Origin of the sequence: Streptomyces sp. NPDC088725, assembly GCF_044751305.1 — a bacterium.
GTDB lineage: Bacteria > Actinomycetota > Actinomycetes > Streptomycetales > Streptomycetaceae > Streptomyces.
Genome location: NZ_JBIVLO010000002.1, coordinates 241600 through 263633 on the forward strand (window position 1 = coordinate 241600; position 22034 = coordinate 263633).

General features: G+C 71.1%; 21 protein-coding genes. 8 read left to right on the forward strand and 13 right to left on the reverse strand.

Translation table 11 applies throughout. The annotated features are described in order from the left end of the window. Nucleotides 1-231: 231 nt before the first annotated feature. Nucleotides 232-1323 (forward strand): DUF3533 domain-containing protein, encoded by a 1092-nt coding sequence (locus ACIP6N_RS04970; protein WP_401812951.1) that lies wholly within the window; start codon nucleotides 232-234, stop codon nucleotides 1321-1323. Nucleotides 1324-1405: 82 nt separating this feature from the next. On the opposite strand, the gene hisF is transcribed toward ACIP6N_RS04970, so the two are convergent. From hisF to hisD, 8 genes are read right to left on the reverse strand one after another with little or no spacing between them, the layout of a single operon-like run. Further along, complete coding sequence (hisF, locus tag ACIP6N_RS04975; protein ID WP_401812952.1) at nucleotides 1406-2161, reverse strand: imidazole glycerol phosphate synthase subunit HisF; 756 nt, start codon at nucleotides 2159-2161, stop codon at nucleotides 1406-1408. Continuing rightward, nucleotides 2158-2619 carry a RidA family protein gene (locus tag ACIP6N_RS04980; protein WP_401812953.1) on the reverse strand — a complete coding sequence of 154 codons (462 nt, stop codon included), beginning with the start codon at nucleotides 2617-2619 and terminating at the stop codon, nucleotides 2158-2160. Before ACIP6N_RS04980 ends, hisF begins: the two co-directional genes overlap by 4 nt. Continuing rightward, the gene (priA, locus tag ACIP6N_RS04985) at nucleotides 2616-3341 is read right to left on the reverse strand and encodes a bifunctional 1-(5-phosphoribosyl)-5-((5-phosphoribosylamino)methylideneamino)imidazole-4-carboxamide isomerase/phosphoribosylanthranilate isomerase PriA (RefSeq protein ID WP_401813493.1); all 726 of its coding nucleotides are present in this window, start codon (nucleotides 3339-3341) and stop codon (nucleotides 2616-2618) included. The genes ACIP6N_RS04980 and priA overlap by 4 nt, the downstream gene beginning before the upstream one ends. Before the next feature lie 9 nt (nucleotides 3342-3350). Continuing rightward, on the reverse strand, nucleotides 3351-3986 hold the full coding sequence (gene hisH / locus ACIP6N_RS04990) for an imidazole glycerol phosphate synthase subunit HisH (RefSeq protein ID WP_401812954.1): 636 nt from the start codon (nucleotides 3984-3986) through the stop codon (nucleotides 3351-3353). A gap of 4 nt (nucleotides 3987-3990) precedes the next feature. Further along, entirely contained in the window at nucleotides 3991-4158 is a 168-nt protein-coding gene (locus ACIP6N_RS04995; RefSeq protein WP_401812956.1) for a hypothetical protein, read from the reverse strand. After that, nucleotides 4155-4748 (reverse strand): imidazoleglycerol-phosphate dehydratase HisB, encoded by a 594-nt coding sequence (hisB, locus tag ACIP6N_RS05000; protein ID WP_401812958.1) that lies wholly within the window; start codon nucleotides 4746-4748, stop codon nucleotides 4155-4157. The genes ACIP6N_RS04995 and hisB overlap by 4 nt, the downstream gene beginning before the upstream one ends. Beyond that, nucleotides 4745-5851, reverse strand: a complete 1107-nt coding sequence (locus ACIP6N_RS05005; RefSeq protein ID WP_401812960.1) for a histidinol-phosphate transaminase — start codon at nucleotides 5849-5851, stop codon at nucleotides 4745-4747. The genes hisB and ACIP6N_RS05005 overlap by 4 nt, the downstream gene beginning before the upstream one ends. Beyond that, complete coding sequence (gene hisD, locus ACIP6N_RS05010; protein WP_401812962.1) at nucleotides 5848-7179, reverse strand: histidinol dehydrogenase; 1332 nt, start codon at nucleotides 7177-7179, stop codon at nucleotides 5848-5850. The genes ACIP6N_RS05005 and hisD overlap by 4 nt, the downstream gene beginning before the upstream one ends. 225 nt (nucleotides 7180-7404) lie before the next feature. Here hisD and ACIP6N_RS05015 point away from each other — a divergent pair, with 225 nt between their 5' ends. The 4 genes from ACIP6N_RS05015 to ybaK all read left to right on the forward strand — a co-directional run bounded on the left by ACIP6N_RS05015 (nucleotide 7405) and on the right by ybaK (nucleotide 11525). Beyond that, a complete protein-coding gene (locus tag ACIP6N_RS05015) occupies nucleotides 7405-9006 on the forward strand; it encodes an oxidoreductase (protein ID WP_401812963.1) in 1602 nt (533 codons plus the stop codon). A gap of 135 nt (nucleotides 9007-9141) precedes the next feature. Next, nucleotides 9142-10170, forward strand: a complete 1029-nt coding sequence (locus ACIP6N_RS05020) for a hypothetical protein (RefSeq protein ID WP_401812965.1) — start codon at nucleotides 9142-9144, stop codon at nucleotides 10168-10170. A 61-nt stretch (nucleotides 10171-10231) separates the two neighbouring features. Then, a complete protein-coding gene (locus ACIP6N_RS05025) occupies nucleotides 10232-10972 on the forward strand; it encodes an LON peptidase substrate-binding domain-containing protein (RefSeq protein ID WP_401812966.1) in 741 nt (246 codons plus the stop codon). 52 nt (nucleotides 10973-11024) lie between these two features. Next, nucleotides 11025-11525, forward strand: a complete 501-nt coding sequence (gene ybaK / locus ACIP6N_RS05030) for a Cys-tRNA(Pro) deacylase (RefSeq protein ID WP_401812967.1) — start codon at nucleotides 11025-11027, stop codon at nucleotides 11523-11525. 18 nt (nucleotides 11526-11543) lie between these two features. Here the strand turns inward: ybaK and ACIP6N_RS05035 are convergent, their stop codons facing one another. From ACIP6N_RS05035 to ACIP6N_RS05050, 4 genes are all read right to left on the reverse strand, one after another. Next, on the reverse strand, nucleotides 11544-12239 hold the full coding sequence (locus ACIP6N_RS05035) for a DUF2567 domain-containing protein (protein ID WP_401812969.1): 696 nt from the start codon (nucleotides 12237-12239) through the stop codon (nucleotides 11544-11546). A 34-nt stretch (nucleotides 12240-12273) separates the two neighbouring features. Next, nucleotides 12274-13122 (reverse strand): ABC transporter permease, encoded by an 849-nt coding sequence (locus ACIP6N_RS05040; RefSeq protein WP_401813494.1) that lies wholly within the window; start codon nucleotides 13120-13122, stop codon nucleotides 12274-12276. Nucleotides 13123-13273: 151 nt separating this feature from the next. Then, nucleotides 13274-14254 (reverse strand): ABC transporter ATP-binding protein, encoded by a 981-nt coding sequence (locus tag ACIP6N_RS05045; RefSeq protein ID WP_401813495.1) that lies wholly within the window; start codon nucleotides 14252-14254, stop codon nucleotides 13274-13276. 20 nt (nucleotides 14255-14274) lie between these two features. Beyond that, on the reverse strand, nucleotides 14275-15579 hold the full coding sequence (locus ACIP6N_RS05050; protein ID WP_401812970.1) for an NYN domain-containing protein: 1305 nt from the start codon (nucleotides 15577-15579) through the stop codon (nucleotides 14275-14277). Nucleotides 15580-15813: 234 nt separating this feature from the next. Between ACIP6N_RS05050 and ACIP6N_RS05055 the strand changes: the two genes are divergently transcribed. Then, complete coding sequence (locus ACIP6N_RS05055) at nucleotides 15814-15993, forward strand: hypothetical protein (protein WP_401812971.1); 180 nt, start codon at nucleotides 15814-15816, stop codon at nucleotides 15991-15993. A gap of 81 nt (nucleotides 15994-16074) precedes the next feature. On the opposite strand, the gene dnaE is transcribed toward ACIP6N_RS05055, so the two are convergent. Continuing rightward, nucleotides 16075-19614, reverse strand: a complete 3540-nt coding sequence (dnaE, locus tag ACIP6N_RS05060) for a DNA polymerase III subunit alpha (protein WP_401812972.1) — start codon at nucleotides 19612-19614, stop codon at nucleotides 16075-16077. 209 nt (nucleotides 19615-19823) lie between these two features. Here dnaE and ACIP6N_RS05065 point away from each other — a divergent pair, with 209 nt between their 5' ends. After that, complete coding sequence (locus ACIP6N_RS05065; RefSeq protein WP_401812973.1) at nucleotides 19824-21164, forward strand: DUF2252 domain-containing protein; 1341 nt, start codon at nucleotides 19824-19826, stop codon at nucleotides 21162-21164. A 140-nt stretch (nucleotides 21165-21304) separates the two neighbouring features. Next, nucleotides 21305-21988: a hypothetical protein gene (locus ACIP6N_RS05070; RefSeq protein ID WP_401812974.1), complete on the forward strand. Its 684-nt coding sequence runs from the start codon at nucleotides 21305-21307 to the stop codon at nucleotides 21986-21988. Nucleotides 21989-22034: the final 46 nt, after the last annotated feature.

Here is a 22034-nt window from a genome sequence, read left to right on the forward strand (position 1 = left end):
CGTCCAACGGTGCGGGCCGGACCCCCGTTCCCCTGCCCCACCGTTTCCCTCGGCTCTCTCGACCCGGAGATACGTTCGATGATGTGGCGCGGTCCAACTCCGTCTCGCCGTACGCTCCTTGACGGGCCGTATGCCGCGCGGTCCGCGGGTTCGGTGCTGGTGCGGCGGGTGGGATGATCTTGCGGCTGCCCCCACCGCCCTCGGGCGCGCGTAACGAAAGGTCCCGTCCCCATGTCCTCCACACCTCTCTCCCCACCCGGCTCAGAACCCGAGCCCCCCGAGACCGGAGGCCCGGCTCCGCACGGTTTCCTCGCCGAGCTGCGCGACGCGGTGAGTGCGCGCGCGGTGCTCATGGTTGTGGGCGTCTTCGTCCTGCAACTGGGCTTCGTGCTCTCGTACATCGGCGCGTTCCACGCGCCGACCCCGCACCGCATCCCCGTCGCCGTGGCCGCCCCCACGCCCGTCGCCGACAAGGTCGCCGCGCAGCTGAACGGTCTGGCCGGCGATCCCGTGAAGGCCCGTACCGCCACCGACGAGAAGCAGGCGCGCGCGCTGATCCTCGACCGCACGGTGGACGCGGCGATCATCGTCGATCCGCGCGGCGGCACGGACACCCTGCTGGTGGCCTCGGCGGGCGGGCCCGCCGTCTCCACCGCCGTGACGCAGATCGCGGAGAAGGTCGAGGCCACGCAGCACCGCCAGGTCAAGGTCACCGACATCCGTCCGCCCGCCGGTGGCGACGGGCGCGGGCTGTCGTCGTTCTACCTGGTCCTCGGCTGGATCGTCGGCGGTTATCTGGCCGCCGCGATACTCGGCACCGCCGGTGGAGCCAGGCCCGCCAACCAGCACCGCACCCTCATCCGGCTGGGCGCCCTCGCCGTGTACGCGGCGCTGTCCGGCATCGGCGGCGCGCTCATCGCGGGCCCGCTGCTGGGCGCGCTGCCTGGTGACGTGCCTCAACTGTGGGCGATCGGCAGTCTGGTGGTCTTCGCCGCCGGGGCCACGACCGTGGCGTTCCAGGCGCTGCTGGGCACGGTCGGTATCGGCGTGACCATCCTGGTCTTCGTCGTACTGGGCAACCCCAGTGCCGGTGGCGCCTATCCGACGTCCCTGCTGCCGCCGTTCTGGCGCACCATCGGGCCGTGGCTGCCGCCGGGCGCGGGCACCGCCGTCGTCCGCAACACAGCGTATTTCTCCGGCAACGCCACCTCGGGTCCGCTGTGGGTGCTGGGCGCCTACGCGGTCGGCGGCGCCGTGATCGCCGTCGTCGCGGGCACGGTCCGCGGCAGGCGCGCGCGGGCCGGCTTGCCCGTCCTCGCCTGAAACGCGGCCCCGGCCGCCACATCTGTGGCGGCCGGGGCCTCAGGCCGGGTCTCAAGCCGGTGTCTCAACCGGACCGCAGGGATTACCTGACCGGGTGGCCCGACTCGCGCAGCGCGTTCTTCACTTCGGAGATCCGCAGGTCGCCGAAGTGGAAGACCGAAGCGGCCAGGACCGCGTCCGCGCCCGCCCCGACGGCGGGCGGGAAGTCGGTGAGACGGCCCGCGCCGCCGGACGCGATGACCGGGACCGTGACGTGCGCGCGCACCGCCGCGATCATCCCGGTGTCGTAGCCGTCCTTCGTCCCGTCGGCGTCCATCGAGTTGAGCAGGATCTCGCCCGCGCCCAACTCGGCTGCCTCGTGCGCCCATTCGACGGCGTCGATGCCGGTGCCCCGGCGTCCGCCGTGCGTGGTGACCTCGAAGGACCCGGACTCCGTGCGCCGCGCGTCCACCGAGAGCACCAGCACCTGACGGCCGAACCGTTCGGCGATCTCGCGGATCAGCTCGGGCCTGGCGATCGCCGCCGTGTTCACGCCGACCTTGTCGGCGCCCGCCCGCAGCAGCTTGTCGACGTCCTCCGGGGTACGGACTCCGCCGCCGACCGTGAGCGGGATGAAGACCTGCTCGGCGGTGCGACGCACCACGTCGTACGTGGTCTCGCGGTCGCCGGAGGACGCGGTGATGTCGAGGAAGGTCAGCTCGTCGGCGCCCTCGGCGTCGTACAGTCTGGCCATCTCCACGGGGTCGCCCGCATCCCGCAGGTTCTGGAAGTTGACGCCCTTGACGACCCGGCCGTTGTCCACGTCCAGGCAGGGGATGACACGGACCGCCAGCGTCATTCGGGGACTCCGGCAGGGGCGGCGGGAGCGGAGGCGGCGGCGGACGCGGATGCGGCGCGGGCGGAGGCCGCGGGGTCGCGGAAGGCTTCGACCTCCACCTCCACGACCAGGCTCGGGTCGATGAAGCCGGACACGACGAGCATCGACGCGGCCGGGCGCACGGCGTGGAACAGCTCCTTGTGGGCGCGGCCGACGTCGTCGGCGTCGCGGGCGTGCGTGAGGTACATCCGCGTACGCACCACGTCCTCCGCTTCGAGCCCCAGCTCCCGCAGCGCGGCGATCGCGACACCGAAGGCGGTCTTCGTCTGCTCGTACGGGCTGCCCTCGGCGATCCTGCCGCCGATCACCGACGTGCAACCGGACACCAGGACAAGGCCGTTGGGGAGCTGAACCGCGCGCGAGTAGCCGTAGGACTCTTCCCAGGGGCCGCCGGACGTGATTTTCCGTACGCCACTCATCGGGACACCGCCTCCAGTGCTTCTTCGAGTGTGAACGCCTTGGCGTACAGCGCCTTCCCGACGATCGCGCCCTCGACACCCTCGGGCACGAGCGTCGCGAGGGCCCGCAGGTCGTCCAGCGAGGAGACTCCGCCGGAGGCGACGACCGGCTTGTCGGTCGCGGCGCAGACGTTCTTCAGCAGGTCCAGATTGGGGCCCTGGAGCGTGCCGTCCTTGGCGATGTCGGTGACGACGTAGCGCGCGCAGCCCTCGGCGTCGAGGCGGGCCAGGGTCTCGTAGAGGTCGCCGCCGTCGCGGGTCCAGCCGCGGCCGCGCAGGGTGGTGCCGCGTACGTCGAGGCCGACCGCGATCTGGTCACCGTGCTCGGCGATGATCTTCGCGACCCACTCCGGGGTCTCCAGCGCGGCCGTGCCGAGGTTGACCCGTGTGCAGCCGGTGGCGAGGGCCGCGGCGAGCGAGGCGTCGTCGCGGATACCGCCGGACAGCTCGACCTTGATGTCCATCGCGCCGGCGACCTCGGCGATCAGCGCGCGGTTGTCACCGGTGCCGAAGGCCGCGTCGAGGTCGACCAGATGCAGCCACTCGGCGCCGGAGCGCTGCCAGGCGAGGGCCGCCTCCAGGGGCGAGCCGTACGAGGTCTCCGACCCGGACTCGCCGTGGACGAGGCGTACGGCCTGGCCGTCGCGGACGTCGACGGCGGGGAGGAGTTCGAGCTTCGGCACAGAGGACATTCAGAGGGTTCCGATCCAGTTGGTCAGCAGCTGGGCGCCGGCGTCGCCGGACTTCTCGGGGTGGAACTGGGTGGCCCACAGCGCGCCGTTCTCCACGGCGGCCACGAACGGCTCGCCGTGGCTGGCCCAGGAGACCCGGGGCGCGCGGATGTGGGCGTTGGTGACTTCGAGGGTCCAGTCGTGCACGGCGTACGAGTGGACGAAGTAGTAGCGGGCATCGGCGTCCAGTCCGGCGAACAGCTCGCTGCCCTCCGGCGCCTCGACGGTGTTCCAGCCCATGTGGGGGACGACCGGGGCCTTGAGCGGCGCGACCGTGCCCGGCCACTCGTCGAGCCCTTCGGTCTCCACGCCGTGCTCGACACCGCGCTCGAAGAGGATCTGCATGCCGACGCAGATGCCCATGACCGGGCGGCCGCCCGCGAGCCTGCGGCCGACGATCCAGTCGCCGCGCGCGGCCTTGAGCCCGGCCATACAGGCGGAGAAGGCGCCGACGCCGGGGACGAGCAGTCCGTCGGCGTTCATCGCCCGGTCGAAGTCGCGGGTGATCTCTACGTCCGCCCCGGCGCGCGCGAGGGCGCGTTCCGCGGAGCGGACGTTGCCGAAGCCGTAGTCGAAGACGACGACGTTCTTGGTCATCGCGTCACGCCCACAGACCCTGGACGCGCAGCAGACCGGCGGCCAGGCAGAACAGCGAGCAGATACCGAGCAGTACGACCACGCCCATCGGCTGCTTCTGCTTGGCGAAGGAGTAGACGCCTCCGGCGAGGAACAGCCCCAGCAGGATGAGGATGGTGTTCAGCCCTGTCACAGCGCGCCCTTGGTAGAAGGAAGGATCCCGGCCGCGCGCGGGTCGCGCTCCGAGGCGTACCTCAGGGCGCGGGCGAGGGCCTTGAACTGGCACTCCACGATGTGGTGCGCGTTACGCCCGTACGGGACGTGCACGTGCAGCGCGATGCGTGCCTGTGCGACGAACGACTCCAGGATGTGCCGGGTCATCGTCGTGTCGTAGCTGCCGATCATCGGCGCCATGTTCTCGGGCTCGGTGTGCACGAGGTACGGGCGCCCCGAGAGGTCCACGGTCACCTGCGCGAGCGATTCGTCCAGCGGCACGGTGCAGTTGCCGAAGCGGTAGATGCCGACCTTGTCGCCGAGGGCCTGCCGGAAGGCGGCGCCGAGCGCGAGGGCGGTGTCCTCGATGGTGTGGTGCGAGTCGATGTGGAGGTCGCCCTCGGTCTTCACCGTGAGGTCGAACAGGCCGTGCCTGCCGAGCTGGTCGAGCATGTGGTCGTAGAAGCCGACCCCGGTCGACACGTCGACCATGCCCCTGCCGTCGAGGTCGATCTCCACGACGACGGACGTCTCTTTCGTACTGCGTTCCACGCGGCCGATGCGGCTCATGCGCTCTGCTCCTTCTTCATTTTCTCCACCGCGTCGAGGAACGCGTCGTTCTCGGACGGGGTGCCCGCGGTCACCCGCAGCCGGCCGGGTACGCCGTTGTCCCGGACCAGGACGCCCTGGTCGAGAATCCCCTGCCAGGCCGCGTGCGCGTCCTCGAAGCGGCCGAACTGTACGAAGTTCGCGTCCGAGTCGGTGACCTCGAAACCGAGTGCCCTCAGCGCGGCGACCAGGCGGTCGCGCTCGGCCTTCAGCTGTGCGACGTACCCCAGCAGCGTATCGGTGTGTTCGAGCGCGGCGAGCGCGGTGGCCTGGGTGACGGCCGACAGGTGGTACGGCAGCCGCACCAGCTGGACGGCGTCGACCACCGCGGGGTCGGCGGCGAGGTAGCCGAGGCGCAGTCCCGCCGCTCCGAAGGCCTTGGACATCGTGCGGGAGACGACGAGGTGGGGCCGGTCCTCCAGGAGCGGGAGCAGCGAGGGGCTGTGGCTGAATTCGACGTACGCCTCGTCCACCACGACCAGGGACGGTTTGGCCGCCTGGGCCGCGTCGTACAGCGCGCGGACGGTGTCGGCGCCGACCGCCGTGCCGGTCGGGTTGTTGGGCGAGGTGATGAAGACGACATCGGGGCGGTGCTCGGCGATGGCCGCGGTGGCCGCCGCGATGTCGATGGTGAAGTCGTCGGAGCGCGGGCCCGAGAGCCAGCCGGTGCCGGTGCCGCGTGCGATGAGGCCGTGCATCGAGTACGAGGGCTCGAAGCCGATGGCGGTGCGGCCGGGGCCGCCGAAGGTCTGGAGCAGCTGCTGGATGACCTCGTTGGAGCCGTTGGCCGCCCAGACGTTCGCCGTGGTCAGCGGGTGCTTTCCGGTACGGGTGAGGTAGCGGGCCAGTTCGGTGCGCAGCTGGATCGCGTCCCGGTCCGGGTACCGGTTGAGGCCGCGCGCGGCCTCCCGGACCCGTTCGGTGATCCGCTCCACCAGCTCCTCGGGCAACGGGTACGGGTTCTCGTTGGTGTTCAGCTGTACGGGGACGTCCAACTGGGGCGCGCCGTAGGGGGACTTGCCGCGCAGCTCGTCCCGTACGGGCAGGTCGTCGATGCCGGTCATGCGCGCGGGACCTTCCAGCCGAAGCGGGCCTTCAGCGCGGCGCCGTGCGCCGGCAGGTCCTCCGCCTCCGCGAGGGTCACCACGTGGTGGGCGACCTCGGCGAGCGCGTCGCGGGTGTAGTCCACGAGGTGGATGCCGCGCAGGAAGGACTGGACGGACAGGCCCGAGGAGTGGCAGGCGCAACCGCCGGTCGGCAGGACGTGGTTGGAGCCCGCGCAGTAGTCGCCGAGCGAGACGGGGGCGTACGGGCCGACGAAGATCGCGCCCGCGTTGCGGACCCGGTCGGCGACGGCGGCGGCGTCGGCGGTCTGGATCTCCAGGTGCTCGGCGCCGTAGGCGTCGACCACGCGCAGTCCGTCGTCCAGCGAGTCGACCAGCACGATCGCGGACTGATTGCCGGCCAGCGCGGGCGCGACCCGGTCCTCGATGTGCTTGGTGGCGGCGACCTGCGGTACCAGCTCCTTCTCGACCGCGTCGGCCAGCTCCGCCGAGTCGGTGACGAGGACGGCGGCGGCCAGCGGGTCGTGTTCGGCCTGGCTGATCAGGTCGGCGGCGACGTGCACGGGGTCGGCCGTCGCGTCCGCGAGGACCGCGATCTCGGTCGGGCCGGCCTCGGTGTCGATGCCGATGCGTCCGGTGAAGTAGCGCTTGGCGGCGGCCACCCAGATGTTGCCGGGGCCGGTGACCATGTTCGCCGGCGGACAGCCGTCGGGGCCCGGGACGCCGTACGCGAACATCGCGACGGCCTGGGCGCCGCCCGCCGCGTACACCTCGTCCACACCGAGCAGCGCGCAGGCGGCGAGGATCGTGGGGTGCGGCAGGCCGCCGAAGTCCTTCTGGGGCGGCGAGGCGAGGGCGATCGACCCGACGCCCGCTTCCTGCGCCGGTACCACGTTCATGATCACGGAGGAGGGGTAGACCGACCGGCCGCCCGGCGCGTACAGACCGACCCGCTCGACGGGCACCCACTTCTCGGTGACCGTGCCGCCCGGCACCACCTGGGTGGTGTGCGGGGAGCGGCGCTGCGCGCGGTGGACCAGCCTGGCGCGCCTGACCGACTCCTCCAGGGCGGCCCGTACGGCGGGGTCGAGCTGTTCCAGGGCTGCGGTCAGGGCCTCCGCGGGCACCCGGACGCGCTCCAGCCGTACTCCGTCGAACTTCTCCGCGTACTCGATCAGTGCCGCTGTGCCGCGATGGCGGACGTCCTCGCAGATGGGCCGCACCTTCTCCAGGGCGGCCGCCACGTCGAACTCGGCTCGGGGCAGCAGGTCCCGCAGGGTGGCGCCCTCGGGGAGGGTGTCACCGCGCAGATCGATTCGTGAGATCACGGGGTCAATTCTCGCAGACCGGTTCAGGCCGCCGGTCGTCCGTATCACTGGCTGATACATATCCGGTCCGTCAAACATGACCCGACGCGACCATTAGCGTTCAGCGCGTCACTGAGCGGGAAGACAAGTCCTGAGAACCGTCTGTACGGATGACCCGAGGTACGTGATCTGCGTACATCGGGTACGTACATGACGGACAGAACCACGGGGAAGCGGAGGGCGGCCGTGACCGAGCCGCAGGAAATCGATACTCCCGATTGGCTCAGCTCGGCGGAGCTGGGGATGTGGCAGGCATTTCGCAATGGCAGTACGTACGACCTGTCCACCCCGGATCTCCTCCAAAACGATCCTTTTTCGGCCCGTCCCTGGAGTCCGGATCGCAGCGTTCGCGCGCGTGTGGTCGCCCTGCTGCTGCTGGACGGGCCGCCGGCGCTGCCGGGCCGGGTCGCGGCGCTCAAGCTCAGGGGTGTGCAGATCAGCGGGACGCTCACCCTCGCGGGCGGGAATGTCGCGCCGTACGTGGAGCTGAACCACTGCCGCTTCGAGAACGAAGTGGTGCTGCCCGAGGCGCACTTCACCACGCTCCGGCTGGTGGGCTGCGCGCTGCCGCGGCTGGAGGCGGCCCGGCTGCGCACGGAAGGCGATCTGCACCTGCCGCGCTGCCGGGTGAAGCACGGCATCCGGCTGACGGACGCGCAGATCGGGACAGATCTGATGATCAACCAGCTCCATGTGGGTGCGGACCGGCTCGGCCGGGCCATCACCGCGGACGGACTGTCCGTCGGCCAGGACTTCCAGGCCGATCAGATCGAGACATACGGCGAGGTGAGTCTGCGCGGCGCGAAAATCGGTGTGTCGCTGAGCCTGCGCGGCAGCAGGCTGCACGGCACACCGGGCGCGCGACGGGCGCTCAACGCGCCGCAGCTGACGGTGGAGCGAACGCTCTACATGACGAGCGCGTGGGTCAGCGAGGACACCGGCGTGCCCGGGTCCACGCCCCCGTTCGGCGTCGGGTACGTGGCGACGCCCGCCTTCGGCACCCGGGAGGAGCCCTTCGAGTGTCACGGCGGGGTCCGGCTGGACGACGGCCGGTTCGGTGACGCGGTCGACCTCGGGCAGGCGCGGTTCCTGATGGGGCCGGAGGACGAGCTGTCGCTGCGCCGCATCGTCGCGCCCGAGCTGCGCTTCCGGTGCGAGCGTCCGGAGGAGGGCCGGGTCGTGCTGAGCGGCGCGAAGATCGTCACGCTGGTCGACATGTCGACCAGCTGGCCGGGGCCCGGCGGTCTGGCGATGGGCGGTTTCCTGTACGAGAACCTCGTCCCGTACGGGCTCTTCCCGCTCGACCGGCGGCTGGAGTGGGTGACGGCGGCGACGCCGGAGTACGCGCCGGAGCCGTACGAGCGCCTGGCGCAGGTGCTCCGCAACAGCGGCGAGGACGCGGACGCGCGCGAGGTGCTGCTCGCCAAGCAGCGCCGCCGGCGCGAGACGCTGCCGCTCGCGGGCAAGGCATGGGGGTACCTCCAGGACTGGACGGTGGCGTACGGCTACCGTCCGGGCCGCGCGGCGCTGTGGATGGCCGTGTTGTGGGCGGCGGGCGCGATCGCCTTCTCCCGCTACGCGCCGCCCGCGCTCCAGCCCGACCATCCGGCGTGGAACCCCTCGCTCTACGCCCTGGACCTGCTGGTACCGGTGATCGATCTGGGCCAGGACGGCTACTGGCGGCTCGAAGGCGGCTGGCAGTGGGGCGCGGCGGCGCTGATCGCGCTCGGCTGGATCCTCGCCACGACCGTCGCGGCAGGCGCCTCACGTCTCCTGCGGCGCAGCTGACGGCTCCCGCGCCGCGGCCGGCATCGCGGCCAACTCGCTTTCTTTACGTTCCCTTGACTCCGGGCAGAACAACCTTTCCTCCCGTACGAAAGCTTCACAGCTGTCCTCTGGCGCGGGCGCGACCTGCGGTTTTCAATGGTCCGCACCATGTCTTTGCTTCGTGCCCTGATCAGCACCGCGCGTATGGTCCTGCACACCCCGCAGCTCGCCGCGGGGCTGTCGCCGGACGACGCCGTGCTGCTCGACGCCCCTGACGAACAGCTCGGCCCCGCACTGGTCTCCGCCGCTCACGGCGGGTACGAGCCCGCGGCCAAGCTGCTCGCCACCACCCGGGGCGCGGCCGAGTGGGAGAACCGTGACCGTTATGTGACGAGGCTCGCCGCCTTCGCACACGGCCGTGACACCTGGCTCACCGACTGGCTGCGCGCCGCTCCCCGCGACCCGGACGCGCTCGTCGTCAAGGCCGAACTGGCCGTCCGCAGGGCGTGGGAGTCACCGGCCCGCGCCGAACGGCTGCGCGAGACGGGACCGCTGATCGACGCGGCGGCCGAGGCCGATCCGCGTGATCCGGTGCCCTGGCGCATCGCACTGGACCACGCGCGGGGTACGCACGCCACGCACACGGCCTTCGAATCGCTGTGGGAGCAGGCCGTACGGCGCTCCTCGCACCACTACGGCTGCCATGTGGCCGCTCTCCAGTACCTCTCCGCCCACTGGTACGGGTCGCACCGCGAATGCTTCGACTTCGCCGAGCAGGCCGCGCAGGACGCGCTGCCCGGGTCGCTGGTGCAGACGCTGCCGCTGCGTGCCGCGTTCACCCAGCTGCTGAGCGGCGAGCCCACCCCCGTACAGGCGGACCGGATCGACCGGGCGGCCGATCTCGCCGTCGCGGTCTCCGCGCGGTACGAGGCCGGGGACCCCTGGGCTTCCGAGGTGCGCAATCTGCTGGCCTGCGTGCTGGTGAGGCGCGGGCGTTGGGGCGCGGCGCTGGAACAGTTCCGGCTGATCGGCCCGTACGCCAGCTCGTTCCCCTGGACCTCTTTCGCGGACGATCCGCTCGGTCAGTTCCTCGAAACACGGGACGGTGTACGGCTCCAGGTGGCCTCCGCGATGCCTTTGCGCGTACGGGCCGACCGGAGACGCGCCCGCGGCCATTACGCTTAGGCCCTGTCCGGCCGACCCTTGCCGGACCCGGACAAGATCGACCGGACAGGACCCAGCCGCTGTGACCACCGCACGCCTGCCCCTCTTCCCGCTGAACGCGGTGCTGTTTCCCGGCCTCGTCCTGCCCCTGAACGTGTTCGAAGAGCGGTATCGCGCCATGATGCGCGAACTGCTGAAGACGGACGACTCGGAGCCGCGGCGCTTCGCCGTGGTCGCCATCCGCGACGGGCACGAGGTCGCGGCCTCGGCACCCGGGATGCCGGACCGGACGGCCCTCGCCGACCGCGGCCCCGCCGCCGGCTTCGGCGCGGAGCCGCTGGCGGCGTTCCACCCCGTGGGCTGCGTCGCCGACGCGGCGACGATCCGCGAGCGCCAGGACGGCAGCTTCGAGGTGGTGGCCACCGGCACCACCCGTGTCCGGCTGCTGTCCGTGGACACGAGCGGCCCGTATCTGACGGCGGAGCTGGAAGAGCTGCCCGAGGAGACGGGCGAGGAGGCCGGTTCCCTGGCCGAGGTAGTCCTGCGGGCCTTCCGCGGTTACCAGAAGCGGCTGGCGGGGGCGCGCGAACGCTCGCTGTCCGCGCCGGCCGACCTGCCTGACGAACCGTCCGTCGTCTCGTATCTGGTCGCCGCGGCGGCGATCCTGGACACCGCGTCCAAGCAGCGCCTCCTCGAAGCCCCGGACGCGGCGGCGCGCCTGCGGCAGGAGCTGAAGCTGCTGCGCTCGGAGACGGCGGTCATCCGCCACCTCCCGTCGGTGCCCATGGTGGAGCTGACGCACGAGCCGAACAGCCCCAACTGAGCCGCACGCCGACGGCGGCCGCCACCGACGAGAAGGACAGACTCCAGCGGTCATGGCGAAGAAGTCCAAGAAGCAGCAGTCCGGCGGCACGCCCGCGACCGTGGCCCTGACGCAGGCGGGTACTCCGTACACCCTGCACGCGTACGAGCACGACCCCGCCTCCCCGTCCTACGGCGAGGAGGCCGCGCAGGCGCTCGGCGTGTCCCCGGACCGGGTCTTCAAGACCCTGGTCGCGGACGTGGACGGCGAGCTGACGGTCGCGGTCGTCCCGGTGGCGGGCTCCCTGGACCTCAAGGCCCTGGCTGCTGCGGTCGGCGGCAAGCGCGCGGCGATGGCGGACCCGGCGGCGGCCGAGCGCACGACGGGGTACGTACGGGGCGGCATCTCGCCGCTGGGGCAGCGCAAACGGCTGCGTACGGTGCTGGACGCCTCGGCGCGGGCCCATGCGACCATCTGTGTCTCGGCCGGCCGCCGCGGCCTGGAGGTCGAGCTGTCCCCGGACGACCTGGCCGCGCTCACGGCGGCGACCGTCGCACCGGTCGCCCGGCCCTGACACCGGTCCGCGCGCGGCTTACTTCTCCGGTGCGCCCCAGGGCTGCTGCCCGGCGTACGGCGCTGCCTGGTCCCCGTGCCCGGGCTCCGGGTCGCGCGGGCCGAACAGGCCTGTCAGGGCCAGGTGGACCACCATCGCCGCGACCGGCCAGGCCAGCAGCGCGCCCTTCATGTTCAGTTGCAGCGGCGCGTCGAAGGTGACGCCCTTGCCGACCGCCTTCGCGTGCGCCACCACGTCGCTCGTCGGGCCGAGCCAGCCGCCGAGCTTCCAGGCCAGGACCGAACCCAGCAGTCCGCCGATCGCAAGACCCAGCACCAGCGGGACCCCGCCGCGCCTGCGGAACAGGAACACCGCCGCCGCGCTGACCAGCCCGAAGGCGAGCGCGAGCAGGACGAACGTGCCGTCCGCGCCGATCGCCTCCTCACCTTCCGTGTCCTTCAGGAAGACCGCGGACGAGTCGGAGACCAGCGGGATGCGCGGCGCCAGCCACAGCCACAGCAGCCCCAGCACCACGCCGGACACGGTGACGGCCAGCAGCACCACCAGGGCCTGGCGCAGCTCGGTGTTCCTGCCGGGGCCCGTGTCGGCGCCGGGCCGGGAGCCGGAATACGGTCCGGACCCGGAACCGGAGTACGGCGACGAGCCCCCCGGGGGCGTCTGCCAGGGGTTCTGGTCGGACGGCGGTTGGTGCGGCGGCGTCAGGGGTGCGGTCACCCCGCCATCGTGCCAGGCGGGCCCGCGAGCCGCCTCACCGGACCGCCGCCCGGCGGTACGCCCAGGTGGCGACGGCCAGCGAGGCGACGCCGACGGCCGCACAGACGCCCAGGTCGACCGCGACGGCGGCCCAGTCGGGATGTGCGTCGAACGTACGGGCGAGCGCCTCGACGCCGTATGTGGACGGCAGCAGGTCGCGCGCCCACCCGATCGGCTCCGGCAGCCGGTCCGCGGGAAGGACGCCGAGCAGCAGCGCCGCCGACATGCCGAGCTGGCCGAGCAGCGTGGCCAGTTCCTGGCGGGGCGCGAGCAGGCCCAGCGCCGCGCCGAGACCGGCCAGCGCCGCTCCGGCCAGCGGGATCACCGCGATCAGCACCCACAGATGTGTCAGCGGCAGCTGGAAGAGCACGCTGCCCGCCACCGCCGTGACCGCCGTGCCCGGCACCGTGAAGGAGGCGTACGCGCCCGCGGCGCCGAGCACCACCGAGGCGGGCGGCACCGGCAGCGTCGCGTAGTGGTCGAGGCCGCCGCCGGCCCGCAACTGGCCGAAGTACTGCGCGAGCAGGTTGAGCGCCACGAACGCGACGACCAGCACGCTGGACCCGGCGACGACCGCCCTGGCCTCGTTCCCGCCATCCACCACGCCCCGCATCAGGATCATGATCCCGACGGACTGGAAGGTCGCCACGAACAGCAGCGGGATCCGGGCGACCCGGGCCCTGGACAACTGCGCCCGGTACACGGCGGCGAGCGACGGCAGCAGCCTCGCCCGGGGCGCGAGAGGCGCGGGCTCCGGCGCGTCCGGGGACGCCCCGGTGGGAGTCTCGCGGGCCGTCCGGACTCTGCTGGTCCCGGACACGGCCTCCGCAGGCACGATGGTCACCCGGCGCTGCTCCTGTTCGCTGCGGTCCACATGATCTGCTCCCGTACGGTCGGTACGGTGCGCGTCCGCGCGACGGACGCGCGGGAGACGGCGGTCCAGCCTGTCACGGCCGGCGGGGGCGCGGGACGCGCCCCCGTACCCGTACCGCCGTTCACGCTTTCACCAGCCCCTTCGGGCCGCTCGTCCGGCCGCCGAGCGCCAGGTAGACGTCCTCCAGGCTCGGCGTCGCCAGCGAGAAGTCGTCCAGCGCGGCGAAGGCGGCGCCGCCCGTCACGGCCGCGACGGCCGCCCGCGCCTCCTCGGGGGCGAGCCTGAGCACCCAGCGGCGGCCGGACTCCTGGGCGCTGGGACGCAGGGCCGCGACCTCGGGCACGTCGAGCGGGGCGCGCTCGCGCCACACCAGCTCGACCCTGACCTCGCCCGCGATCTGCTCCTTGAGCCCGGAGGGGGTGTCGCAGGCGATGACCTTGCCGCGTTCCAGCACGGCGACGCGGTCGAGGACGGTCTCGGCCTCGATGACGTTGTGGGTGACGAGCAGGACGGTCACGCCGTGCTCGGCGCGCCTGCGGTCCACGGCCGCCCACACAGCGCGCCGGGCGACGGGGTCCATGCCGGTGGTGGGCTCGTCCAGGACCAGTACGGGCCGCTCCCCCACCAGCGCCGAGGCGAAGCAGGCCAGCCGTCGCTGCCCGCCGGACAGCTTCTTCAGGGGGCGCCCGGCGATCTCGGTGAGGCCCAGCTCCGCGAGGACGGCGTCACGCTCGGCGCGCGCGGCCCGGGCGGTGAGACCGCGCAGCCTGCCGGTGGTCTCCGCGGCGAGCGAGACGGTCAGCTCGTCGAGCGCGGTGGACTCCTGGCCGAGGTAGCCGATGAGCCGGGAGGCGCGCTCCGGATGGCGCACCAGATCGTGTCCGAGGAGTTCGACGCTGCCGGAATCGGGGCGCATCAGGCCGGTGAGCTGCCGCACGAGGGTGGACTTGCCCGCGCCGTTGGGCCCGAGCAGGCCGAAGATCTCGCCGCCCCGCACGTCGAGGGAGACACCGTCCGTGGCGCGCACCTCCGGTGTCCCCGGGGCGCCGCGCCCGCCGCGCGCGGCGGGGTACGTCTTGACCAGATCGCGCACCACGCACACCGTACTCACGAGATACGACCCTACGTGGTCGGACCGGGATGCCCTTTTTCGGGGGGCATCGCTCCGTGCTCGGCCGCAGCCCTGACGTCGATCTCGCGCCAGAATCCCGCCCGGATCGCGTACCGGTCGTGCTCGTCGATCTGGTCGTCCTTGTGCGCGAGCAGGCCGAAGCGTGCCGCGTAGCGCAGCAGCTCACCGTCGATGCGGTGCGGGATGCGCGGGTACATCACGGACAGCTTCTGGACGTGGCCCGCCTCCGGGAGCCGTTCCATCCAGCGGCGGGCGAAGACCTGCCCTACCTCGAAAGGGTCACCGCCGACCGTCGTGATGTCCTCCTCCCGGTCGGCCCAGCGCTGCTCGGCGCTGGTGAGCTGGGCCAGGGTGGGGAGCGAGGCGGTCTCGGGCGGTTCGCCGACCGCGCCGCCGCCGGGACGTTCGACCCAGCCCTTGTCGGAGGACCAGCGGAGTGTCGCGCCCGGCTGGCTCTGCCCCGGGCCCACCGGCTGCGGGGCCGGGGCCGGGGTGCCGGGACCGCGCAGGCCCGCCAGGTCCTTGGGCGTCGGGACGCCCTTGCCGGCCGCAGGGGCGGCTTCGGTCTCCGGGCCGTGCTGCGCGGGCGGGGCCGCGGAGCCGTTGCGTACGACGGTGGCCTGTGACTCGGCCGCGCGGTCCGCGGACGCGGCCAGCGCGGAATCCGGCAGCGGCGCGGAGAGGATCGCGGTGATCTCGGGACGCGGCACGGGAGGCGGCGGGCAGCCGCCGCCGAGGTCCTTGGCGCGTACGGCCTTGGTGATCCAGGCCCGGTCGAGCACCCGGCGCTCGTCGGCCTCCGCGACCAGGTCCTCCGACTGGTTGTAGTCGCCGTCGGCGGCCTGTACGGCCCAGAGGTGTACGGCGACGCCGTGCTCCTTGGCGGACATCAGGCCGGGCAGCAGGTCGCCGTCGCCGGTCACCAGGACGATGTCCGAGCAGGCGCGGTTTCTGGCCAGTTCGGTCAGCTCGGCGTGCATGGCCGCGTCGACGCCCTTCTGCGCCCAGCGGCCGTCACTGCGGGTCAGCGCGCCGAGCCTGACCGTGACACGTGACATGACGCGCAGCCGCCGGTGCTCCGGCTGGGGGACGCGGTCGGGCGCGCCGTCGAACCAGTAGATACGCAACAGCGGCTGTTCCGTATCGGCTTCCGCCCGTTCGCGCAGGCCCTGGATGAGGGCGGCGTGGTCGACGGTGATGCGGGAGCGGGCCGGTTCTCCGGCGAGGAGACTCGCGGCGGCGCCCAGCAGATAGCCGGCGTCCACCAGGACGACGCAGCGGTCCACGTGTTCCACCCTCTTTCGGGAACCTCGGGATCGGAAGTTCGGTAGTTACTGCGGGGTTTGCTTCGAGTCTGCCCGACCGAAACAGGGTTGACGTCCGGAACTCGATCATCGGCGTGGCGTATCGCCCGCCGGCCCCGTGACAAGGCACCACTACACACGGCAATGATCCAAAATGCGGAGGTATGTTCGGTATGTGAGTCTGAACGCGGCCCTGGCCCCGAGACCCTCACAGGAGGCAGCACCATGGCCAAGAACAAGAACCGAGATCGCGGTCATCAGCCGGACCGTTCGAGTTCCGCGCGCGGTAACGAGGACGCGAAGTCCTCGTCGGCGGAGGACCGTGCGGAGCAGGTGGAGTCGAGGATCGGCTCGTCTTCGGAAATCCCCCACAAGGGCAAGCAGAAGCGCTTCGGCCACAACTGAGCCGCTTGTGCGCGCACGCGCGTGAGGGGCACACCCGGTCGTACGGGTGTGCCCCTCAGGCGCGTGATTCCGCGGTGATCCCTATCCGGCCAGGCAGGACGGCCCGAGCAGCACCTTCAGGTCCCCGAACAGGGCGGGATCGGGCTGGACGCGGTGCCGGTCGAGCCGGAGCACCGTCGTCTTGCGGGCACCCTGGAGCTTGATCCGGACCTCGGAGTTGCCCCGGTGGTGACCCAGGATCTCGCCGAGCCTGGCGACCATCGGGGGCGTGACCTTCACCGTGGGGATGGTGATGGTGACGGGCGCGTTGGTACCGGAGGACGACAGGTCCGGCACGGCCAGCTCCATCGCCACCAGCCGCGGGACGTCCTCGCGCTTGTCGAGCCGCCCCTTGACGAAGACGACGGTGTCCTCGACCAGCTGCGTGGAGACCAGCTGATACGTGGCGGGGAAGAACATGCACTCGATGGAGCCCGCGAGGTCCTCCACGGTCGCGATGGCCCACGCGTTGCCCTGCTTGGTCATCTTGCGCTGGAGCCCGGAGATGATGCCGCCGATGGTGACCACCGCCCCGTCCGCGTGCTCACCGGCCGTGAGCTGCGAGATCGCCGCGTCGGACTTGTCGGACAGCACGTGTTCGATGCCGAAGAGAGGGTGGTCGGAGACGTACAGGCCGAGCATCTCCCGCTCCTGCGCGAGCAGATACGACTTCTCCCACTCGATGTCGGAGAACTCGACATCCAGACCGAAGCCCGGCTCCGAGGTCTCCTCCTCGCCCATGCCGCCGAAGAGGTCGAACTGCCCCTCGGCCTCCTTGCGCTTGACCGCGACCACGTTGTCGATCATCGGTTCGTGGTGCGCGACCAGGCCCTTGCGGGTGTGGCCCATCTCGTCGAAGGCGCCGGCCTTGATGAGCGATTCCACCGTCCGCTTGTTGCAGACGACCGCCTCGACCTTGTCGAGGAAATCGGGGAACGTGGCGTATTTCCCCTTGGACTTGCGGCAGCGGATGATCGAGTCCACGACGTTCGTCCCGACGTTCCTGACCGCCGTCAGGCCGAAGAGGATCACATCACTGCCCTGCGCGGCGAAGTTCGGCTGCGACTCGTTCACGCTGGGCGGCAGCACCTTGATGCCCATACGCCGGCACTCGTTGAGATAAACCGCCGACTTGTCCTTGTCGTCCTTGACCGACGTCAGCAGCGCCGCCATGTACTCGGCGGGGTAGTTCGCCTTGAGGTACGCCGTCCAGTACGTGACCAGGCCGTACGCGGAGGAGTGCGCCTTGTTGAACGCGTAGCCGGCGAACGGCACCAGGACGTCCCACAGGGCCTGGATCGCCTCGTCCGAGTAGCCGTTCTTCTTGGCGCCCGCCTGGAAGAGGACGAAGTTCTTCGCCAGCTCGTCGGCCTTCTTCTTGCCCATCACGCGGCGGAGGATGTCGGCCTCGCCCAGGGAGTACCCGGCGATGATCTGGGCGGCCTTCTGCACCTGCTCCTGGTACACGATCAGGCCGTGGGTGAGGCCGAGGACCTCCCTCAGAGGCTCCTCCAGCTCCGGGTGGATCGGCGTGATCTCCTGCTGGCCGTTCTTGCGCAGCGCGTAGTTCGTGTGCGAGTTCATGCCCATCGGGCCAGGCCGGTACAGGGCCGAGACGGCGGAAATGTCCTCGAAGTTGTCGGGCTTCATCAGCCGCAGCAGCGAACGCATCGGCCCGCCGTCGAACTGGAAGACGCCGAGCGTGTCACCGCGGCAGAGCAGTTCGTACGTCTTCGGGTCGTCCAGCGGCAGCGAGAGCAGTTCGAGGTCGATGCCCTTGTTGCTCTTCACCATCTTGACGGCGTCGTCCATGATCGTGAGGTTGCGCAGCCCGAGGAAGTCCATCTTCAGCAGGCCGAGCGATTCACAACTCGGATAGTCCCACTGCGTGATCGTCACATTGTCGGAGTGCCGAACCCAGACCGGGACATGGTCGGTGATCGTCTCGCTGGACATGATCACGCCGGCCGCGTGCACGCCCATCTGACGCACCAGGCCCTCGACGCCCTTCGCGGTGTCGATGACCTTCTTGACGTCCGGCTCGTTCTCGTACATCCCCCGGATCTCGCCCGCCTCGCTGTAGCGCGGGTGCTTCGGGTCGGTGATGCCGTTGAGGTCGATGCCCTTGCCGAGGACGTCCGCGGGCATGGCCTTCGTGAGGCGGTCGCCCATCGCGTACGGGTAGCCGAGCACCCGCGCGGAGTCCTTGATCGCGTTCTTGGCCTTGATCTTGCCGTACGTGCCGATCATGGCGACCTTGTCGGCGCCGTACTTCTCCGTCACGTACCTGATGACCTCGCCACGCCGGCGTTCGTCGAAGTCGATGTCGACGTCGGGCATCGAGATGCGCTCGGGGTTGAGGAACCGCTCGAAGATCAGGCCGTGCTCGATCGGGTCGAGGTCGGTGATGCCCATCGCGTACGAGACGATCGAACCGGCCGCGGAACCACGGCCCGGGCCGACCGCGATGCCGTTGTTCTTGGCCCACATGATGAAGTCGGCGACCACCAGGAAGTACCCGGGGAAGCCCATCTCGATGATGATGCCCATCTCGTACTCGACCTGCTTGAGCCGGTCGTCCGGGATGCCGTTCGGGAAGCGGCGGGCCATGCCGCGCATGGTCTCCTCGCGGAACCAGGTCACCTCGGTGAAGCCGTCGGGCACGTCGAACCTGGGCATCAGGTTCCGCTCCTGGAACATGCCCTCGGTGCTGATCTGCTCGGCGACCAGCAGCGTGTTGGCGCAGCCCTGCTGCCAGGCGTCGGAGGAGTCCACCGCGTACATCTCGTCGGTGGACTTGAGGTAGTAGCCGGTGCCGTCGAAGCGGAAGCGGTCCGGGTCCGAGAGGTTCTTGCCGGTCTGGATGCACAGGAGCGCGTCGTGGGCCGAGGCCTCGTGTGCGTACGTGTAGTGCGAGTCGTTGGTGACCAGCGGCGGGATGTCGAGCTTCCTGCCGATCTCCAGCAGCCCGTCACGGACCCGGCGCTCGATCTCGATGCCGTGGTCCATCAGCTCCAGGAAGTACTTCCCCTTGCCGAAGATGTCCTGGTACTCGGAGGCCGCCTTCAGCGCCTCGTCGAACTGGCCGAGCCGCAGCCGGGTCTGCACCTCGCCCGAGGGGCAGCCGGTGGAGGCGATCAGGCCCTCCGACCACTTGGCGATGGTCTCCTTGTCCATCCGGGGCCACTTCGTCAGCCAGCCCTCCGCGTACGCGTCGGAGGACAGCCGGAAGATGTTGTGCAGCCCCGTCTCGTTCGACGCCCAGATCGTCTTGTGCGTGTATCCGCCGGAACCGGAGACGTCGTCGCGCTTCTGGTGCGGCTGGCCCCACTGGATCTTGCGCTTGTTGCGGCGCGACTCCGGCGCCACATACGCCTCGATCCCGATGATCGGCGTCACCCCCGCCTTCTTCGCCTGATGGAAGAAGTCGTACGCCCCGTGCAGGTTGCCGTGGTCCGTCATCGCGATGTGCGACATGCCCATGTCCTTGCAGGCGTTGAACATGTCGCCGAGCCGCGCGGCACCGTCCAGCAGCGAGTACTGGGTGTGAACGTGCAGGTGCGTGAACGGCGGCTTGGCCACGGCGGGGACTCCAGCGGACGGAAAGGGCGGACGGGTGGCCCCCTGCGGTGTTGGTGGGGACAGCGTGGAAGTCTACGACTCCCCACCGACAGTCGGCGGGCACTCACGCGCGGGACCACGCGTTGCTCATGACGAGGCGCGCCTGCTCCCGCGGAGGCGCCCGACGCGCAGATCAACGTCCCGACCCAAGGCCCAGGAGGCACCCAGCGATGTCGCTCCCGCGACCCGTTGAAGCAGCTGACGAGCAGCGCGGCGAGGAGATCCTCGCCGTTTTCGACACCGCGTTCGGTCAGCTCCTCGCGGCTGATCCGGCCGCGTTCCAGGTGAAGTTCCGGAAGATGGCCGCCTCGGCCTTCGCCTTCTACCGCGGTACCGCGTGCCTGTTCTACCGCGACCTGGAGCAGGACCGCGCCGGGTCGAGAGCGGGTGGCCCGTTCCTCGACGAGCGTACGGAGCGGGTGTGGATCCACGGCGATCTGCACGCGGAGAACTTCGGCACGTACATGGACGCGAACGGCCGGCTGATCTTCAACGTCAACGACTTCGACGAGGCCTACATCGGCCCGTTCACCTGGGACCTGAAGCGTTTCGCCGCCTCCCTGGCCCTGCTCGGCTACACCAAGGCGCTCAGCGACGAGCAGATCACCGAGCTGGTCGAGATCTACGCGGGCGCCTACCGCGAGCGGATCCACGCGCTCGCCACCGGTGCGAAGAACGACGAGGTGCCGCCCTTCACCCTGGACACCGCCCAGGGCCCGCTGCTCGGCGCGCTGCGCTCGGCCCGTTCGCTGACCAGGTTCGGCCTGCTGGACTCGATGACCGAGATCCGCGAGTGGGAGCGGCGCTTCAAGCCGGGCGGCGGCTCGGTCGAGCTGGACGCGGCCACCCGCTACAAGATCCTGGCGGCGTTCGACGGCTATCTGGAGACCCTGCCCGAGTCCAGCCTGGCCCGCCCCGACTCCTACCGCGTGAAGGACGTCGTCGGCCGGCGCGGCATCGGCATCGGATCCGCCGGGCTCCCCTCGTACAACATCCTGCTGGAGGGCAACAGCGACGCCCTGGAGAACGACGTCGTGATCTACATGAAGCAGGCGCAGGTCCCCGCGGTCTCCCGGCACATCACGGACCGCGCCGTCCGGGAGTACTTCCAGCACGAGGGCCACCGTACGGTCATCTCGCAGCGCGCGCTCCAGGCACACGCCGACCCGTGGCTCGGCTGGACGGAGCTGGACGGCGCCGGCCAGCTGGTGGCGGAGATCTCGCCGTACGCGGTAGATCTCGACTGGTCGGATCTGGACGACCCGGAGGAGATCGCGGCGGTCGTCGCGGACCTCGGCAGGGCCACGGCCACGATGCACGCGGCGGCGGACGAGCAGAGCGGTCACTCCCTGGTGCCGTTCTCCACGGAGCGCGCCATCGACGCGGCCATCGCGGGTGACGAGGAGGGCTTCAGCGGACTGCTGGTCGACTTCGCTCACACGTACGGGGCACGGGCCCGCGCCGATCATCAGATCTTCGTCGACCTGTTCCGTAACGGACAGCTCGGTTAACTCCGGTACGAACGGCTCGGTCAAAGCGCTCAGCCATGGCACTCCGCACGCTCGCATCCGGGGACGTACCGGGTGCGAGCGTGCGTACTGCCCCCGTCCTTAAGACCCTCTTACGGGCCGGCATGGCACACTCGGCGATAATGGACATATCCGGGACGCGGCTCAGGGCGGCGCGGGCAGCACTCTTCACGGCGCTCGTCGTGACGCTGTCCGCGGGCTCGCACGTGCTGCTGTCCCGGTCCCCGCTGCCGCTGAGCGTGGTCCTCGCGCTCAGCGTCGCGGTGTTCGCCCTCGCCTACGCGCTGGCGGGCCGCGAGCGCGGCTTCTGGCGGATCGCCGCCTTCCTCGTGCCGCTCGAACTGGCCGCGGACACCGTCTTCACCACCGGCCAGCGGCTCTGCTACGGCCCGGCGGGCGGGCCCGTCACGGGATCGCTGCGCGCCGTCGGCTTCGATTTCCTGTGCGGGGGCGGCGTCGGCACACCGCTGCCGGGAGTCGGCTCCCCCGGGTCCGGCGCGGCCGCCCTGCTCAACTCCCCCGCCCCGGCGCTGCCCTGGCTGTTGCTCGGCGCGCATGTCTCGGTCGGACTGCTCGCTGCGCTCTGGCTGCGGCGCGGCGAGGCCGCGCTGTCCGCCCTGGTGCGGGCCGTGGCCACCTCGGCGTTCCGCCCGCTGCTGTTCGCGGTCACCGCCGCGGGGACGGTACGCCGCGCCGTACGGCGCGCGGCGCTGCCCTTCGGCCGCCCCCGCCCGGCACCCACCCGCCTTCTCGTGCACTCCGTAGGACGGCGCGGGCCACCGCTCCCGGTTCTCAGCGCTGTCTGAGCACCGGCACCGGCAGGCCCCTTTTCGTTCCTCGTCACCACCCGGA

Coding starts and splice junctions, on each gene's coding strand:
- ybaK (WP_401812967.1), top strand. CDS start 11,025: ATGGCGAAGAAGTCCAAGAAGCAGCAGTCCGGCGGCACGCCCGCGACC.
- hisH (WP_401812954.1), bottom strand. CDS start 3,986: ATGACCAAGAACGTCGTCGTCTTCGACTACGGCTTCGGCAACGTCCGC.
- ACIP6N_RS04970 (WP_401812951.1), top strand. CDS start 232: ATGTCCTCCACACCTCTCTCCCCACCCGGCTCAGAACCCGAGCCCCCC.
- ACIP6N_RS04980 (WP_401812953.1), bottom strand. CDS start 2,619: ATGAGTGGCGTACGGAAAATCACGTCCGGCGGCCCCTGGGAAGAGTCC.
- hisB (WP_401812958.1), bottom strand. CDS start 4,748: ATGAGCCGCATCGGCCGCGTGGAACGCAGTACGAAAGAGACGTCCGTC.
- ACIP6N_RS05070 (WP_401812974.1), top strand. CDS start 21,305: ATGGACATATCCGGGACGCGGCTCAGGGCGGCGCGGGCAGCACTCTTC.
- ACIP6N_RS05065 (WP_401812973.1), top strand. CDS start 19,824: ATGTCGCTCCCGCGACCCGTTGAAGCAGCTGACGAGCAGCGCGGCGAG.
- hisF (WP_401812952.1), bottom strand. CDS start 2,161: ATGACGCTGGCGGTCCGTGTCATCCCCTGCCTGGACGTGGACAACGGC.
- ACIP6N_RS05020 (WP_401812965.1), top strand. CDS start 9,142: ATGGTCCGCACCATGTCTTTGCTTCGTGCCCTGATCAGCACCGCGCGT.
- ACIP6N_RS05055 (WP_401812971.1), top strand. CDS start 15,814: ATGGCCAAGAACAAGAACCGAGATCGCGGTCATCAGCCGGACCGTTCG.
- ACIP6N_RS05005 (WP_401812960.1), bottom strand. CDS start 5,851: ATGACCGGCATCGACGACCTGCCCGTACGGGACGAGCTGCGCGGCAAG.